17 protein-coding genes, 1 pseudogene and 1 other annotated feature are annotated in these 15,870 nt (G+C 43.6%); of the genes and pseudogenes, 4 read left to right on the forward strand and 14 right to left on the reverse strand.

What is annotated here, in order from left to right; all coding sequences use genetic code 11:
• Window positions 1-167: 167 nt before the first annotated feature.
• The 5 genes from ACESZH_RS18605 to ACESZH_RS18625 all read right to left on the reverse strand — a co-directional run bounded on the left by ACESZH_RS18605 (window position 168) and on the right by ACESZH_RS18625 (window position 4,781).
• Complete coding sequence (locus ACESZH_RS18605) at window positions 168-1,130, reverse strand: exonuclease domain-containing protein (protein ID WP_373219954.1); 963 nt, start codon at window positions 1,128-1,130, stop codon at window positions 168-170.
• Window positions 1,131-1,266: 136 nt separating this feature from the next.
• Window positions 1,267-2,334 (reverse strand): uroporphyrinogen decarboxylase family protein, encoded by a 1,068-nt coding sequence (locus ACESZH_RS18610; protein WP_373218282.1) that lies wholly within the window; start codon window positions 2,332-2,334, stop codon window positions 1,267-1,269.
• A 29-nt stretch (window positions 2,335-2,363) separates the two neighbouring features.
• Complete coding sequence (locus tag ACESZH_RS18615; RefSeq protein ID WP_373218283.1) at window positions 2,364-3,263, reverse strand: helix-turn-helix domain-containing protein; 900 nt, start codon at window positions 3,261-3,263, stop codon at window positions 2,364-2,366.
• Window positions 3,264-3,704: 441 nt separating this feature from the next.
• The gene (locus tag ACESZH_RS18620; protein WP_373218285.1) at window positions 3,705-4,145 is read right to left on the reverse strand and encodes an Hsp20/alpha crystallin family protein; all 441 of its coding nucleotides are present in this window, start codon (window positions 4,143-4,145) and stop codon (window positions 3,705-3,707) included.
• 315 nt (window positions 4,146-4,460) lie between these two features.
• Complete coding sequence (locus ACESZH_RS18625; protein ID WP_373218287.1) at window positions 4,461-4,781, reverse strand: hypothetical protein; 321 nt, start codon at window positions 4,779-4,781, stop codon at window positions 4,461-4,463.
• 263 nt (window positions 4,782-5,044) lie between these two features.
• Window positions 5,045-5,260 (forward strand) — a binding site (T-box leader).
• Window positions 5,261-5,333: 73 nt separating this feature from the next.
• Here ACESZH_RS18625 and thrS point away from each other — a divergent pair.
• A pseudogene (gene thrS, locus ACESZH_RS18630) lies at window positions 5,334-6,452 on the forward strand (threonine--tRNA ligase); the annotation flags it as partial.
• Here the strand turns inward: thrS and ACESZH_RS18635 are convergent.
• From ACESZH_RS18635 to ACESZH_RS18675, 9 genes are all read right to left on the reverse strand, one after another.
• Window positions 6,414-8,033 carry a recombinase family protein gene (locus ACESZH_RS18635; RefSeq protein WP_373218289.1) on the reverse strand — a complete coding sequence of 540 codons (1,620 nt, stop codon included), beginning with the start codon at window positions 8,031-8,033 and terminating at the stop codon, window positions 6,414-6,416. The pseudogene thrS and the gene ACESZH_RS18635 overlap by 39 nt on opposite strands.
• Window positions 7,979-8,254: a hypothetical protein gene (locus ACESZH_RS18640; RefSeq protein WP_373218290.1), complete on the reverse strand. Its 276-nt coding sequence runs from the start codon at window positions 8,252-8,254 to the stop codon at window positions 7,979-7,981. Before ACESZH_RS18640 ends, ACESZH_RS18635 begins: the two co-directional genes overlap by 55 nt.
• Window positions 8,255-8,279: 25 nt before the next feature.
• The gene (locus tag ACESZH_RS18645; RefSeq protein ID WP_373218292.1) at window positions 8,280-8,474 is read right to left on the reverse strand and encodes a hypothetical protein; all 195 of its coding nucleotides are present in this window, start codon (window positions 8,472-8,474) and stop codon (window positions 8,280-8,282) included.
• A gap of 12 nt (window positions 8,475-8,486) precedes the next feature.
• Complete coding sequence (locus tag ACESZH_RS18650; RefSeq protein WP_373218293.1) at window positions 8,487-9,350, reverse strand: ParB/RepB/Spo0J family partition protein; 864 nt, start codon at window positions 9,348-9,350, stop codon at window positions 8,487-8,489.
• Between the two features lies 1 nt (window position 9,351).
• Window positions 9,352-10,716 (reverse strand): relaxase/mobilization nuclease domain-containing protein, encoded by a 1,365-nt coding sequence (locus ACESZH_RS18655; protein ID WP_373218295.1) that lies wholly within the window; start codon window positions 10,714-10,716, stop codon window positions 9,352-9,354.
• Between the two features lie 6 nt (window positions 10,717-10,722).
• Window positions 10,723-10,998 carry a hypothetical protein gene (locus ACESZH_RS18660; protein WP_373218297.1) on the reverse strand — a complete coding sequence of 92 codons (276 nt, stop codon included), beginning with the start codon at window positions 10,996-10,998 and terminating at the stop codon, window positions 10,723-10,725.
• A 302-nt stretch (window positions 10,999-11,300) separates the two neighbouring features.
• A complete protein-coding gene (locus tag ACESZH_RS18665; RefSeq protein WP_373218299.1) occupies window positions 11,301-11,615 on the reverse strand; it encodes a hypothetical protein in 315 nt (104 codons plus the stop codon).
• A complete protein-coding gene (locus tag ACESZH_RS18670) occupies window positions 11,612-12,535 on the reverse strand; it encodes a ParM/StbA family protein (protein ID WP_373218300.1) in 924 nt (307 codons plus the stop codon). Before ACESZH_RS18670 ends, ACESZH_RS18665 begins: the two co-directional genes overlap by 4 nt.
• 65 nt (window positions 12,536-12,600) lie before the next feature.
• A complete protein-coding gene (locus ACESZH_RS18675; protein ID WP_224773207.1) occupies window positions 12,601-12,834 on the reverse strand; it encodes a cysteine-rich VLP domain-containing protein in 234 nt (77 codons plus the stop codon).
• 298 nt (window positions 12,835-13,132) lie between these two features.
• Between ACESZH_RS18675 and ACESZH_RS18680 the strand changes: the two genes are divergently transcribed.
• The 3 genes from ACESZH_RS18680 (at window position 13,133) to ACESZH_RS18690 (ending at window position 15,869) form a co-directional block, all read left to right on the forward strand.
• Entirely contained in the window at window positions 13,133-14,266 is a 1,134-nt protein-coding gene (locus ACESZH_RS18680; RefSeq protein WP_373218302.1) for a DUF6076 domain-containing protein, read from the forward strand.
• 16 nt (window positions 14,267-14,282) lie between these two features.
• Complete coding sequence (locus ACESZH_RS18685) at window positions 14,283-15,422, forward strand: hypothetical protein (RefSeq protein ID WP_373218303.1); 1,140 nt, start codon at window positions 14,283-14,285, stop codon at window positions 15,420-15,422.
• A gap of 237 nt (window positions 15,423-15,659) precedes the next feature.
• Window positions 15,660-15,869: a helix-turn-helix domain-containing protein gene (locus ACESZH_RS18690; protein WP_373218305.1), complete on the forward strand. Its 210-nt coding sequence runs from the start codon at window positions 15,660-15,662 to the stop codon at window positions 15,867-15,869.
• Window position 15,870: the final 1 nt, after the last annotated feature.

Raw genomic sequence — 15,870 nt, forward strand, 5'->3', positions numbered from 1 at the left:
TACCATCAAGGTACGAGAAAGGAGGGCGATGCAAACAAATAGCCGCCACTACTGCAATAGTGACGGCTAAACATTGTAAATGATTTAGTTTGTTATTACTTGGGGTAGGCCGTGTGTTTCTGGCTTTCCTCTTTTCATTACTAATATAACATATCTCTCTTATAAATTCAAGAACAAGATGCCTGCTGCTTCTTAAGCTGCCGCTTTGACCGAAGGGCATCTCTCTTTTCCCGCACCTCCTCGGCCTCCGCCTCGCTGACCAGCTTCAGCTTTTTCATTGCATAATACTTCTCTTCCTCTGTTTTTCGTATCCGGATCCTTCCTGTCAGATAGCCGTGCTCCTGGCACTGGGACACGCTGTAATACACCTTGGAATTATTATTCATAAACCAGCGGATCCTGCGCTTTGCCGGATTATTGCAAACCGGACAACGGGTGCTGGTAACCTCCCTGTCCCTCATCACCCGTTCCCTTGACGAAAACTCTCTGGAAACATATCTGCTGCTTTCCTCATAGCGGATATAAATCTCATCTTTTCTCGTTTTAGGGTTCTGGTACACATCCAGTGAAGAGTGGGAAAAAATACATTCATCCTCTATTTTCTGCAAAACACACGCCGTATACCAGGCATTTGCCAAAGCCCTGTGAAAATCCTGGTTTTTCCCGATTTCCAGCCTGTCTATCGCAAACTCCAGCGCCCGCCTCTCTCTATTCTCTTCATAACAAATACCAAAAAGCTTCTGCACGTCATAATATGTCACCGGAGCAGGAATCAACTCCAGCATATCATAATACTTCATATTCCGCTGCAGCTCCATCACATCCTGATTCCCCCAGGTAAAAAAACGGTATTCCGTTCCGCACCACCGGATAAACTCCTCCGCAGCCTGCGGAAAAGGTGTCCCTTCCTCCAGATCCTTATAATCCACATGGATCACCTCATGAATGCTGTCATGGATCCAGTTATACACCTTCGGCTTGATCAGCCGCTGAAAGCTGTCTATAATCTCCTTTTTTTCATTCATTTTTACTGCCCCGATTTCAATGATCTCAAAAGGCAGACGACTGTCAGAATATTTTTTCCCATCCGGACTCTGATTCCATTCCAGGTCAAAAATAATGTAATTCATGGTTCCGAGTTCCTTTTTCGTAATTATCATTCACTGTACTAACTGATAACAGTATAACAGACGAAGAAATTCCTGTAAAGGATGCCTATTACCATCTGCTGAAACAACCTTACGGTTTGTTGCGGTTCGCCCCGATTTACTTTTTCGTTTTATATGTCCTGCACGCCTCCACATACGCAAGCACATTGACAAGCGGCACTTCCGGCTCCAGCATGTGGGTAGGCGCTACCATCAGTCCCCCCTTTGGTCCCACGATATCCAGGTTTTTCCAAACAGCCTCCTTTACCTCCTCCGGAGTTCCAAAAGGCATGACCGTCTGTGTTCCGATGGTTCCGTGGAAGGAAATCTTATCTCCATATTTATGGAAAATGTCTTCAAAATCCATACACTCACTTTGAATAGGATTCAACACATCCACTCCTGCCTCGATCAGATGCGGGATAAACGGCTCAATAAATCCACAGGAATGATAGAAAATCGCGATCTCCGGGTTAATGGCCTTTACTGTATCGATCAGCTTTTTCAAACGAGGCTTGATCCATTCACAATACAGCTCCTCGCTCATCATGATGCTTCGCTGCATACCAATATCATCCCCGAAAAACAACACATCCACGCCTGCCTTTGCATAGGATACCGCCCGGATCGTAGACAGCTCCAATACCTTATCAAAAAGGAAATGTGCAATTTCATTGTCGTCCATCATGTCACAGAACAAAAGCTCCATGCTGCGCATATACCAGGCGCACTCCCAAATGGTCATCTGCATATTTCCAACAGCGATCAGATCCTGTTCCTTGATTCTTTTCACCTGCTCCGCCTGGTGTGCGCCGTCTGCATGAGCATAGTCAGGATATGGATAATTCTGCACTTCTTCCAGGGTTTCCATGTCCTCAAGCGGATGGCGCATGTAAGTCATGTGCATACTGTTCGGAGACTTCTCATGGCCAACGCCCCACAAATCGATATCCGCCCCTTCAGCCAAAGGCTTCTTATAATATTTTATAAATTTCTCTGTGTCCTGGTCCTGCAAGCGCAGATCCTCCACATTTCTCCATGGAAATCTGAAATACGCCTGATAATCCTCTGCGCCCAGCTCTTCTCTGCAAATCTGTTCCAGATGCGGACTTAATACAAATTCCACCGGAACGCTTTCATAGCCCTGTCTGCGGATAAGAGACAGAAAATTCTCCCTGTTTGTCATAGCTTTGTTCTCCTCAATTATGATTCTTTTTATCCCGGATCCCTCTCCGGTTCATACTCTATGGTACAAAGCTGCTGCGCTTTGCTCCCGCACCATAGATTCCGGTATTCCAGAGGTGTCATTTCCATATACTTCTGGAACACTCTGCTAAAATACTGAGAACTGTTAAAGCCAGTCTTCATGGCTATCTCCGTAACCGTATCCGATGTAAACCATAACAGCTCCTTTGCCTTATTGATCCGCAGCATGGTAATATACTGCTGACAGCTCATGTCCACTTCTTTTTCAAAGCATTTGCGGATATATCTGGAACTGAGACCAAAGCTTTCCGCCAACTGCTCCAGATTGATTTCCGTCATGTAATTTTCGTTAATATGCCGGATAATGTCCCATACCTTTCCCGCTTTGCCGCTTCGGGTTTTTGACTGTTCCTCCTCCAGCTTTAAAGACAGCTCGATAAATAACTGAAAAAAACCGAATAATAGCTGCGCCCTTTTTTCCTCAGTTCTGTTCTGTCCTCTGAAAATCCTGCACACATTTTCCATCATATATTTTATAGTTTCACAATCCGACAGCTTATAGTACCGTTTATCCTGGCGCAGAAAGCTTACCCTCTCGCCCAGTGCTTCCGGCATTTCTATATAAACCTCAATCTGCGTAATGCTGCATTTTTCTTTCTCATCTACAATAAAGCAATGCGATTCTCCCGCAGATATGCTGATACAATCCCCACGCTTAAGCGGTACAAATTCATCCTCCACACCAATGATGCAGTGCCCGGAATTCATAAAAATAATTTCTATTTCTTTGTGCTGATGGCTGTTAAACCTGTATGCTGACGGAAACCGGAAAATCCCCGCATTGCGGATCTCAATCTGAAAAGTGCCCCCTATTAACTGCTGCATAATATCCTGTTCCAGATTGCCCATGTCTTCTCACATCCTTTTTACAATTTGGAACTATTTTATCATGTTGAAGGTAAGATTCCTACAAGGAAACGCAAGCCCCTTTTGGATTTTCTGGTTATATTTTATCTGCTGTCGCTGTCTTCGTCTTTAAAACAACGGAACTGTATTCTTTTTACTGTGTATTTTTCGGAACTGTATTATCACTTCCTTCCACCCGGTTTTTCCTTTATCTTGCCACTCATAAAATTCTATCTCACGCTCTCCTTGCCCAACCAGAAAGCATCATGATTCCTCACAATCTATGTGCTCTAACGCCCAAAATAAGCCCTGCCGAAAATCATCCGGCAGGGCAGTGAGGGGGGGGTATGAATCTATCTATAAAATTAACGAAGCTTTCTTTGGTAAAATATCTATCTAAACCCCGGCTGCCGCTTCCGTACCGCAGCCGGGAAATCCTATTGTTTAACCTTCAATACAAATGTATTTCTTTTCTTCTACTTCTCTTTTTGTTTCTTCCTTCGGGAAGGTAACCTTCAGTACACCGTTTTCGTATTTCGCATGAACATCCTCCTGCTGAATACTTCTGCCTACAAAGAAGCTTCTGGAGCAATGACCTGTATAACGTTCTCTGCGAACATATTTGCCATTTGCATCCTTCTCATCTTTGTTATCGGTCCTGGTAGCCTGTAAGGTCAGGTAACCATCCTTAAGCTGAATCTTCATGTCTTCTTTATTAAATCCCGGCAAATCAACCGACAGCTCGTAATTTCCATCAATGTCCCGGATATCTGTTTTCATCAGATCTGCACTGCCGCCGCTAAAGCCTCTTGATACCGCATCTCTTCCCAGCGGTCTCATCCAATCATCAAATAAATCCTCTCCAAAAATACTCGGCATTAACATAATCAATTCCTCCTTTTTATTCTTACACATTTATGTGTTTCTATTGTTTCCAAAGAGACTCTTTTTATTTCCTCTCTTGTTATAGCTGTACTATAACTCATTTTGTTAGCACTGTCAATAGGTGAGTGCTAATTATTTGTGAAAAATTTGTGATATCTCAGAGAAATAACTACCGCTATGGACTAACTGGCCTCCGTTTTCTTACGGGATCATATATACTCCCATTGGCATATCTCCCCGCCATATTGCGTAATCCAAATGATACAATTTGAAAATCGGAGCTATTGTTTTTTGAGTATAAGAAAACACCCATGGTTAGGACGCTTTGATTTTGCCTTTTCGTTGATTTCGGAGCCGCGTTGCAGAAATCCATTTTCCGTGAAAATAAAGTTTTCGCTTGGCGGTAAGACGGATTACGTAATCCTGCTTAAGTTCATCAAGTTTTAAAAACATTTTGTTGTCATCATACCCTCTGTCCATGACAAAGGTTGCTCTGCCCAAAAGAGCTGCACCGCGTTCCATAGCAGAAAAGGTTACGTCATTGATAGATGTAAAACTCTTTTCTTTTGAGGAATGGATTTCTGAGAAGATGCTGACAGGATGATTATTTTTTGTCAGCGCATAGGCTTCTGTCACATGGTAGCCTTTTCCATAAACATTTTTTGTATCGGTACTTTTAGAGCCATCCCTGACAATACCGAGAGCCTCAAATTTGTTTTGCAGCTTAATTCTACTACAAAAAGAATGAGGATTCCTTATATTTGGGGCATTTTTTGAAAGTTGTTTATGATAATGTTTATGGAAATGAGGTTCTGTGGATAAAAGTACGGAAACTCAAGTTTGCGGAATTATTGACAATTTTCATGGAAAATGCTATCATTAGCTTTAAATTAGCATAAGGAAAAGCGTTGACGGAAACAAGTAGCATATTAGTCGCAAACAGAGAGAGTATTATTTGGTGGAAGATACTTATGTGGATTGTATGCGAAAACCATTCTCGAGCTGTAATACTGAAAGTAGATGTAAGTATTACCGTACACCTGCGTTAAAGGTTAGGATTTGATGGAATCTGAAGTAAAAAATTAAGGTGGAACCGTGCATTAAGCACCCTTAAAGATATACAGTTAGTATCTTTAAGAGTGCTTTTTCTTATGTTAAAAATATAGATTAAGAAAGAGGAAGAACAAAATGAAGATTAAGATGAAGGATGGTTCCATTCAGGAAGCAACATTTGAAGAGAAGTTAGGCAGAGATGCGTTTAGACACACAACAGCACATATTTTGGCGCAGGCAGTGAAAAGGCTCTATCCATCTACGAAGTGCGCAATAGGTCCGGCTATTACAGATGGTTTCTATTATGACTTTGAATTTGATTTCAATTTTTCGGAAGATAATTTTTCTGAGATTGAGGCAGAGATGAAAAAAATCATAAAAGAAAACCTGCAGCTTAAACATTTTACGCAGGAGCGTGAAATGGCAATGAATGCAATGCAAGAGAGAAATGAAACATATAAAATTGAAATGCTAAGGGATTTACCGGAAGATGAAGAAATTAGCTTTTATCAGCAAGGCGAATATTTGGAAATGTGTGCGGGGCCGCATGTAGCATATACCAGTGCAATTAAAGCATTCAAGCTTTTGTCTGTTGCCGGAGCATATTGGCGAGGAAACGAAAAGAACAAAATGCTTACAAGAATTTATGGTACATCTTTTCCGAGTAAGGACCTTTTAGAAGAATACTTAAACAGAATGGAAGAAGCAAAAAAGAGAGACCATAGAAAGTTAGGTAAGGAATTAGGATTGTTTGCTTTGTTGGATGAAGGTCCAGGATTTCCGTTTTTCCTTCCGAAAGGAATGGTATTAAAGAATTTGTTGATTGATTATTGGAGAAAGCTTCATACAAGAGAAGGATATGTTGAGGTAGCGACTCCGATGATGCTGAATCGTCAGCTTTGGGAAACATCAGGACATTGGGACCATTATAAGGAAAATATGTATACTACCGTAATTGATGAAACAGACTTTGCTGTAAAACCTATGAACTGTCCGGGGGGTATGCTTATTTACAAGATGGAGCCACGTTCCTATCGTGATTTGCCGTTACGTATGGGAGAACTTGGATTAGTTCACAGGCATGAAAAATCCGGTCAGTTACATGGACTTATGCGTGTTCGTTGCTTCACACAGGATGATGCCCATATTTTCATGACACTGGAACAGATACCGGATGAAATCAAAGGCGTTGTACGCTTGATTGACGAAGTGTATTCAAATTTTGGATTCAAATATCATGTAGAGTTCGCAACACTCATCTGAATCACACACAGGTAAAACGGATGTGACAGCCCCGGTTTCCTGTGTGTTTTCTATGTAACCGGTTACCCGGAAGAAGTCATCATAATCTTCTTTCGAGCAACCTTTGATGAAGATGTGGCAGTGACGCTCATCATTTTCATCGGTGATATAAATACGTTCCACAAAGGTTTGTATCAGCGTTACTATCACATCGGGTGCGGCGTTTTCTGCATACTTCCCGAAGGAGAGCAGCCGTTCCTTGATTTCTTCAATGTCTCGGATAGCGTACATCTGACTTTGTCTGCTGTCCTCTAATTTTTGCAGTAGCGTCTCTGTTTCGGAAAGCTCATCGGTCAGCGCTTTCACATCCTCCTGAATAAAGCGTTTCAGACCGTCATCCGCTTCCCGAAGATTTTTCACCTGATTGGCTATTGCCGTTTCAAGCTGTGCCTTCTTCTTTCTGAGGTCGGACAGTTCTTTTTCATTCTGCGACGAGCTGAAAATATCGGACGCTTTCTGATTGAGTAATTTTTCAAAGTATTCGCTGTCCTCATCGGCAATGTGGGATAACTGATTGACCACAAATTCATCGAGCAAAACGCCGTCTACAGCACGGAAAGTACATTCGCCTGCACGATATCCGGGACAGACATACTTGAATCTCGGCTTGCTGTTTGTCCAGCGGTTGGATTCGGATATAACCCGAAGGCGTTTTCCGCAATGCGGACAATAGACCAGTCCTGCAAGCAAAGCGTTGGTCTTACGATGCGGACGGTTGTATTTTTCGGCAATATCATCCAGCATATTCTGCGTGTCAATCCATTGCTGACTTGAAATAAAGCCCTCGTGTCGGCCGACCGAGATGATCCATTCGGAAACCGGCTTTGTTGACATCAACTGCACAAATTTCGGTGAGATAAAGGTGCTGTCGGTATCCTCAAATTTCTCCTGATCGGTCTTGTTGTAGGCGGAAATTCCGTGTTGACCGTCAAAGTCGGAAATATCCCCGCACAGACCGCCATTGTGCTCCAAGAAGTAATTGTATGCACTTTCATCGGCGGTGCAGTAAACGGGATTTTTCAATAGCAGTCTTGTTGTGGAGCTGTTGAACTTGCTCCCGATTTTTGTACGATAGCCGAGTTCGTTCATTCGATCCGCCGTTTTCTTGATGGAACGGGTTGCGGCAAATATCTCATAGAGCTTTTGTATCATTGCTTTTTCTTCGGGAACGCTCTCCAAATAGCTATAAGCCGATTTGTTTTTGTCGCTGCCGGTTTTCACACGCTTCACCGTAAAGCCTGTTGGGGTATTGCCGCCCAGCCAGCGCCCGTCTTTGGCAAGCTCCATCATATTATCGGTAATACGCTCGGTCAAGGTGTCACGCTCAAATTCAGCAACGACGGCGAATATCTGAATAAATATCTTTGACACGCCGGAAGCGGTATTGATATTGTTGGAGCATATCAGTAGGTCTACCTTGTGTTTTTCCAGAAAATCAAGCAGGCGCAGAAGATCGCTTGTCTTTCTGCCGATCCGGTCTAATTTGTAGCAGACGACGGCACGGATCTTGCCCATTTCAATATCGTGAAGCATACGCTGGAAATCAGGACGGTCGGAATAGTAGCCGGATAGTCCCTTGTCCTCGTATTCAAAAAAGTGTAATCTTCATCAAGGTTCAATTCCCGTTTGGCATATTCTTCACATTGCTTGAACTGCACGCCGATACTGTCGCCCTTGTTGGTGATGCGGGATTTTCGGGCGTAGATGGCTACGCCCCGGTTATCCTCAGCATTGTATTTTTGTTTCTTTGTCATAATATCAGTCCTCCTGTTTTACTCATTATACAGCCAGCCCGGTGACGCTTTCCAATGTGCGGCCGTTTTTGCAAAGTTGGCGTAAGAGTAACCACAGCGTTTCGCTGTCAAGCGCTCGAATTTCCTGTTCCAGAAATTCCATTCGCTTATGCTGAAAAGAACGGAGGGCGTTATTGTAGTTTTTACCACGGTGAATAACGGCATTCATCTTAAAATCCATAGGCGCACCTCCTCATCGTTCTCGATCACGGTTGCGAAGATACTTACGGTAATGTTTGCAAGCCCGGATAATGAAATCTTCCGTCTTTTGTGAGTCCATTTCTTTTGGAAGAACAGCTCGCAGACGCTCGGCAGAAACTTTGATCGTTTCTTTTTGATTTGCTTTTTCTTCGCACATAATATCCTGAATAACAGCTTTGGTAAGCAGTCCTTCACGGTCTGCCTTGTGCATACGGAAAGCCTGCGAATAGGACGGCGTACAGTCGTTTTGCTCGCATTGTTCCAAAACATCGTACTGGCTCTGCTCATCAAGGAAGGAAAGCTCCACACCAACGGACAGTGCCATTTTACCTTCATCCATAAATTCAAGAAGTTCGGGAATAAGGTTTGTTAGGCGAATATAGCGGCGCACCTGAGTTTTGCTGTCATCTGACTGCTGTGCGATTATATCCGCTGTTTCTAACTTCCGACCGACTTGGTCGGAAGTTAGATCCGAACGAAATCCCTGTCGGCTCATTGCATCAAGTTTCATCTTATACGCAAATGCCTTTTCAGAGGGCAAAATGTGTTCTCTGTGCAGGTTGCTGTCCACCACAGCAATAGCGGCGGAATCTCGGTCGAGGGCATAAATGAAGGCAGGGACTTCTGTAATCCCTGCCTTAACTGCGGCGTGTAAGCGGCGGTGTCCGCTTATCACCTCGTATTCATCTGTGTTTTCAATCGGTCGGACAATCAAGGGTGAAAGAATTCCTTGCGTCTGTACGCTTTCAATCAGGGTATTCATTTCCTCGTCATCCTTTACCTTAAACGGATGCCCCTCAAATGGGCGAAGTTTTGAAACCGGAATATTAACCGGTTTTTTCATTGTGTTTTTCATTTTATCTACTCCTATCTAAATATCTCGCACGGGCTTTTCTCTCAAGCTCGTGCTCTTGTTTTAATAACTCATATAAATGCAGCGATTTCGCCAAAATTTTCTCCGCACGGCGAAGCCTTTCACGAACAGGCTTCATTTGTTTGCTGATTCCCTTGCGGCGCTCTTTATTCTTGTTCTCATCCTCTGGCGATTTCGGACGGCGGATACGATTGCTGAGCGTTTTGCGCTCATGCTCCAAATCGGATAACTGCACTTTGTTTTCGTCGATGTTGGCTTGCAAATCGGATACGGTGTGAATGTCATTTTCTTTGAGAAAATGATAATCTGAAATAAGTTCTTTCAAATCCTTTTCCGCCGCCCGAAGATCTGGGGACAACAGCATTACATCGGCAAGCTCGGCGGCAATTTGGATTACTGTTATAACGAGATAGAAAATCGTATCTACTAAAACCGTAGCCGCATCATAGCTGTGGTCAATCGAAAATTCAAGCTTTCGCAGTTCATCCTCCAGCGGAAACTTTTTCGGTCTGTAAGGCGGTCGATACTCCAAAGTGAATAGGTGATATCTGCTCTCGGCGTTTTTATCCAACTGTGCCTGCACGATTTCTTTTGTAAAACCGATATTCGCAAGTCGAACAGAACGCTCCCAGTGCTTCGCTTTTACGGAAAACCGCACAGGATCAAGCGTATATCCCAGCGCATATAACTGGCTCTCAAATTCTCTCGGAGAGGTTGCAAAAGTCAAGCAGTATTCCACATCCTCACGGAGATAGTCCCGGTGTGTTTTCTTACCTGCCTTGTGCCGCCAATAGTCCTTTTTGTGTCCGCCGTAGAAGCTGCTGTTTTCAAGAACGGACAAACCGTGTTCCCGGCATATCTCATCCGACACACGGCGAAGCTCCTTGTGGTCACCGATTTTGTTTTGAAACTTTGTACCGTCCTTAAATGAAACGGGATTTACAACGAAATGGCAATGCACATTTTCAGTGTTCAGATGAACAGTCACAAGCACCTGATACCTATCGCCCCACATCTTTCGGGCGGTTGCTTTGCCGATTTCAAACGCCTGCTCCGGTGTGACCTCGCCTTCACGGAAACTTTGTATTCCGTGATAGCCGACCACCTTGCCACGAAGCCCGAACCGTCGCTGTACGGCAATCATTTCGGCATAGGCATTTTGCTTGGAGCAGTTGATACCGCCCACATACATTTTACGGTCAGTATTATTATCGTTTTCAGCGTAAGAAAGCGCCGCATACAAATCGTCATCCAAATATCTGCGGTCGGTGGTTTTGTCAGGGTTATCAGCATAGTCAAGCGTTGCTTTCAAATTCTTGTAAATAGGCCAAAAGCCTGTTACAGCCAAAATACATCACCCCTTTCCCGGCAGCAGAAAAGCTGCTGTAATTTCTTTCAGTACATCACTGATTTCCTTGTCCAACTCCGGTGAACTCGCTTTATCTGCAAGTTCACCGAGTTTTTCAAGGCAAAGAAAAAGAGCGTCGGACGGAATACCTCTCGGCTCATACCCTAACGCTCTTTGCTTTACATATTCAGTTGTGCTTAGCCCGCACTTTCGGGCTTTTGATTTGATTTTATCTTTTTCTTTTGCCGTGACACGCACAGCGATTCGTATATCTTTCCCCATAATATCATCTCTCCTTTCCGGGGGATTGGGGGCGGTAAGCCCCCAAAGAGCAAAGCCGCAAGAAAATCTGAGGCTTTTGATTGGGACTTTGGCACACAAAGTCCCTGCTTGTTATACCGTAGGACACGCCCCGCAGGGCAGAAAGAAAAGCGGCTGTCGGATACCGGGATTCTGGCGTATCTCTGCGCCATCCGATACCGAAAGCCACTCCCTTGCCCTTTGGGGCATATCTTCCTTTGAGCCAAACTGGCTCAGTTTTTTCTCGAAAATTGCTGTATTGAGCCATAAATCCCGCTTTTGGCTCAACCGAACATTTCAAGATCATCAAGAACACTCTTTTCATTTTCGGCTTGCTCTTCTTCGGTGAGTTCTGTCTTTGCCGACTGAAAAACAGGAGGTGCCGCAACCAACGACACCTCCTGCAATTCCTCTCGTATGACTTTTCGTATATTTTCAAGCGTAATGTTATTGTGCGCACTCTTTCCTGAAATAGCGTCAAGCACCGTTGACACAATAAAAGTATTGCGAGAATGTTCAAGGGATTGCAGAAACTTTACTGCTTCAGCCTGTTTCGGGTCATCGGTGTCAAAACGCACATTGATTCTGTACTTGCTCATAACTTCGCCTCGGATTTCATCTGTGCTTCTGCCAGATACTCATATCCTTTAGCGGCGGCACAGATGTCATCGACGAATTTTACACGGTCAGGATTCACCTTGCTGAAATTCTTTATAAGACACCCGCCGCCTCCGGTTGCATACAGCGTCATGGTGTTTTCATCATAGCCGTGATCACGAAGTCTGCGGAAGATGTCCTTTACATATTCCGCCGCAATGCCCTTGATGATTTTAAGATCAGCCGGAGCAATATTCGCCGTGCCTGTAATAAGAACCTCGTCTATAATGGCGTCGTTGATTTCTCGCTGCGTTTTCTGCATAAAGGCTTCCCGAATACTGAGCGTACACTGGTAAGTTCCGAATTTCTCGGTGAACATTTTGCCCTGCTGCGGCTTGCCGTTTATCATATACAGCACATTCATCGTACCGTTGCCAATGTCGGCAATCAAATTAACGCCTTTCAGCGTAGTTGCAAAGCTTGCAATAGCGGCATATCCCTGCGGATAAATGCGAACATCATCAATATAGAGGTGGTAATCTACCTTTTTGTAGGTGAACTTTACTTCTGTGTTTTTCATTAGATACGCCTTAAACTCTGCTTTTTGTCCGCTTGTCCAAGTAAGCGGCAGTCCTGCCGCAATAACAACGTGTGCTTCGGTGAGGTTTTCCACTCTCAGTTCCTTTGCAATTGCCGCAAGCGTCAGCACATAATAGTCCTCGTCTTTTACCTTGTCGGGAGCAAATTCCTTGTGTCCCTCGCCGATAAGATAATACTTGCCGTTAAAGGTAAGCATATCCGCCGTGAACAGCGGTTCGCTGCCGTAGGTGGATATGCCGGTTTTGAAGCAGTGGTTGGCTGTCTTCATATTGCCGTAGCCGTGATCAATACCGATAATTTTTGTTTCTTTAAATGACTTCATAATTTAATTCCTTTCCTGCGCTTTAAGCGCAAATAAAATTTTTTAGATAACTCTTGTGGGGGCAGTTATCCGATAACCCCATTTTGCCGTAAGATTTCCGTACACAGTTCCTTTTCAGCCGGCAGCACTGCTTTCAAAAAATAGTTGCAGTAGATACCGTACCGTGAAATGAGCTGAACGCATTTCGATTCTTCGCCGTCATCAAGCAACAGACAGTTACCCTTGTAGCAGTTACAGCATGCTCTGCGCACAAGGGCGTTGATTTTTGTCCGTTGCTTCGGTGTGATTTTGAGCATCATAGGTTTTAACCTCCTTTCCGTTTTTCGGGCAGTAAAAAAGCCGCCGAGTGCAACCTCGACGGCTCATTTCCTGCCTTCTGTATATATAATAACGGAAAACAGAGATTTTTTACGAAACAGCGCAACAACTAAAACTGCAAAAACGCAACAAGCTGAATTTCTTGAAAATCAGCGATGTTTACGGTATAATAGAATATATAATACTGGTGCGAACATAACTTTTTAACTTTATGTCTGCTTCAAGTCCATCTTTTGGGACATATGCCATGATAGAATAGAAGCAAAGGAGCAAAACAAAATGATTTCTGCGTTTTTCACTGCCGATTACCGTGACGGCAGAGTGGTATTCGTCGGCAAAAGCTATCCCGCCGGAGTGTTTGCAACGCACCTACTGGGTCAGTTTTATATAAACGATACAGCCGCACGAATCGCTGTGTTTCGGGATGATTTGAATTATCATATCTTAAAACAGTTAAATGACGGGTACTTGAATGTCACGGAATTTGTGAAAACGGGAGCAAATACTCTTGAAGCCTTAAAAGCATTACCAAAACTGCGACCGTTTGACGGGCTGAATATTGAAGAAATCCGTAATTCAGTAACAACGCTTTTCACGGCAGAAACCGGGCAAAAGATATGCGAATACTTTGCCGACAAGGCAAAGCTCAGTTTATTGCCGCAGAATGAAATCGCCGTAGGTACGGCAGACCGAATGAAAACCGCAACCGATTTAACTTTGATTGAAAACAACATCACAGAGATAAAATCGATACTGTTATTCTTCGATACTCTTGCCGATGACTTGATACTTGCACACGGGAACCTATTAAAATTTTGCAACCGCATAGACGAGGCGGAACGACTTGACGAGGCACATTTATTACCATTGGCGTTAGAAATATTCGTAGACCATCACTTTACGCAAAGCGGCAGATATATTTCAGTGCAGAAGAATGCAAAAAGCGTAACCGGAACCGTGGCAAAAAGGTTGAATTTCGACAGCTACTACAGCTTTATCCTGACAGATTTTTTTGAAGGGTTGCACTACGGACACTATCCCCGAAAATGTGAAATTTGCGGAAAGTATTTCCTTATGCAAAGCGCAAGACGGCAGAAATACTGCCCCTACGGTATTGCGCCTGAGCTGTATCGGGGCAAGAAGATTACTTGCCGAAAATATGCCGCCGTGCTGAACAGAAAAGAAAAAGCGGAAAACGATCCTATCGTATCACTGTACAATCGTCGCTGTGGCGCCATTCGTACAGAGGTTGGCAGATGTACAATATCCAAAGCATTTGGTGAAGCGGCGAAACGACTCGCTAAGGAACATAAACTGAGAGCGTTGGCGGACGAACAATATGCAAAAACGCAGTATAGAAAAGACATGAGCCGAGAGGCGTTATACGCCGAGGTGGACAGGACTTTAAAATGAAAGAGGGTGTGTGTCGGTGAAAAACGAAAAGTGGACAGAAGATTTGTATTTATACCGTATGAAACCGGCACCGCCGAAAAAAGACGATTTACAGGAATATATCGCTCTATACTGTGCTGAAAGGAACGATAAATATCTCAGTTGGTTCTTTCACTATTACGAGCCGAGACTGAACACAATCATTATGCAAGCCGTGCAGGAAAACGCCATGCAAGGGCATTTTGCCGATTTGAAGCAAGCGTATGTTTTCGGCATATACAAGGCGTTGCAGAAATATGACATTTCCACAGGTGTTCCGTTCCTCATTTTCAAAGAGCATTATGTCAAAAACGAGATTGACAAGTATATCAGTACCATGCGGACAGGTTGTTCCGTGCAAAGCGTGGACGAATACCGAGCGCTGAAAAAGGCAATGGCGCTGTATGCAAAATATGAGTATAAGTTTGATGATGAAACGATAACCATAATTTCCGCTGAAATTGGAAGAAGCGTAAAGGACACCAAAGAAATCATCCGTGCCGGAATCGACAGCACGCACTACACCGATTTTTACCGTAAATACGTCGACGAGGACGGAGAGAGCACGGCAGAGGACGTGACGGTTGACACTACCTCCAATCCTGAAAGGTTATTTTTCAAACAGTGGCAGTCAGAAGCACTGTTTACAGCCTACGAAGCACTTGATTACCGTGAGCGTAGTATGGTTGCCGATCATCTCGGCTTTTGCCCGGAATGTTACGGAATATATGAGCTCAGTAAAGACGAAAACGGAAATTCGGTCAAGCTGCTCCGCAAAGGGAAAGTCTACATAGACCTCGCCGCCGAGCATATGCTGTCTTCGCCCGATACAGCTTTCCAGATCGTTAACGGTGCATACGAGAAAATGCTGATTGAACTTGCAATTGATGAGTATATTCATATTGTGGAACTGCGGCTGAAATTCACCGATGATAACTCGGTTACATATGAATACTGTGCCGATCATAACAACGACTGGGGCAAAATCCACTATACCTTCGGCGAAGTCGATTACGATGTTGTTCAATATGTTTATGCCGACAAAAAGGGTGATTTTTTCTTCGCCTGCGCAGGCGAGTGGATTACGCAAAATACAAATAGAAAGCACATACCGAAATATCTGGTGATAGCTTTATAGAACTGACAAAACGAAAAAGCCTCGCATGAGTACAGAAACCTGAAAACCATCGGGCAGTTATTCTGTTTGAGCTATTATAGGTAATCATCGTAACATTTAAAAATAAATTTATCGCTTTATAATTGCTTGAATTTTTCAAGAATTTGTGCTATAATACACCATAATAACTCAGTACCAACATATAACAGTATTTCTTTTCTCACGATGATGAAGAATATAAGAAACGAGGAAACGGATATGACAGTAAGCTATAAAAAACTTTGGAAGCTGCTCATTGACAAGGATATGAAAAAGAAGGACCTTGAAAAGGCGGCGGGGATCAGCAACTATGTCATTTCAAAGATGAACAAAGGTGAAAACATAACCGTGGATATCGTAGGCAAAATTTGCGGTGCATTAAATTGTACTCCCAATGACATTATGGAGTTCAGTGACAACAGCATATGAA

This window comes from Ruminococcus sp. 5_1_39BFAA (assembly GCF_964240875.1).
GTDB lineage: Bacteria > Bacillota > Clostridia > Lachnospirales > Lachnospiraceae > Blautia_A.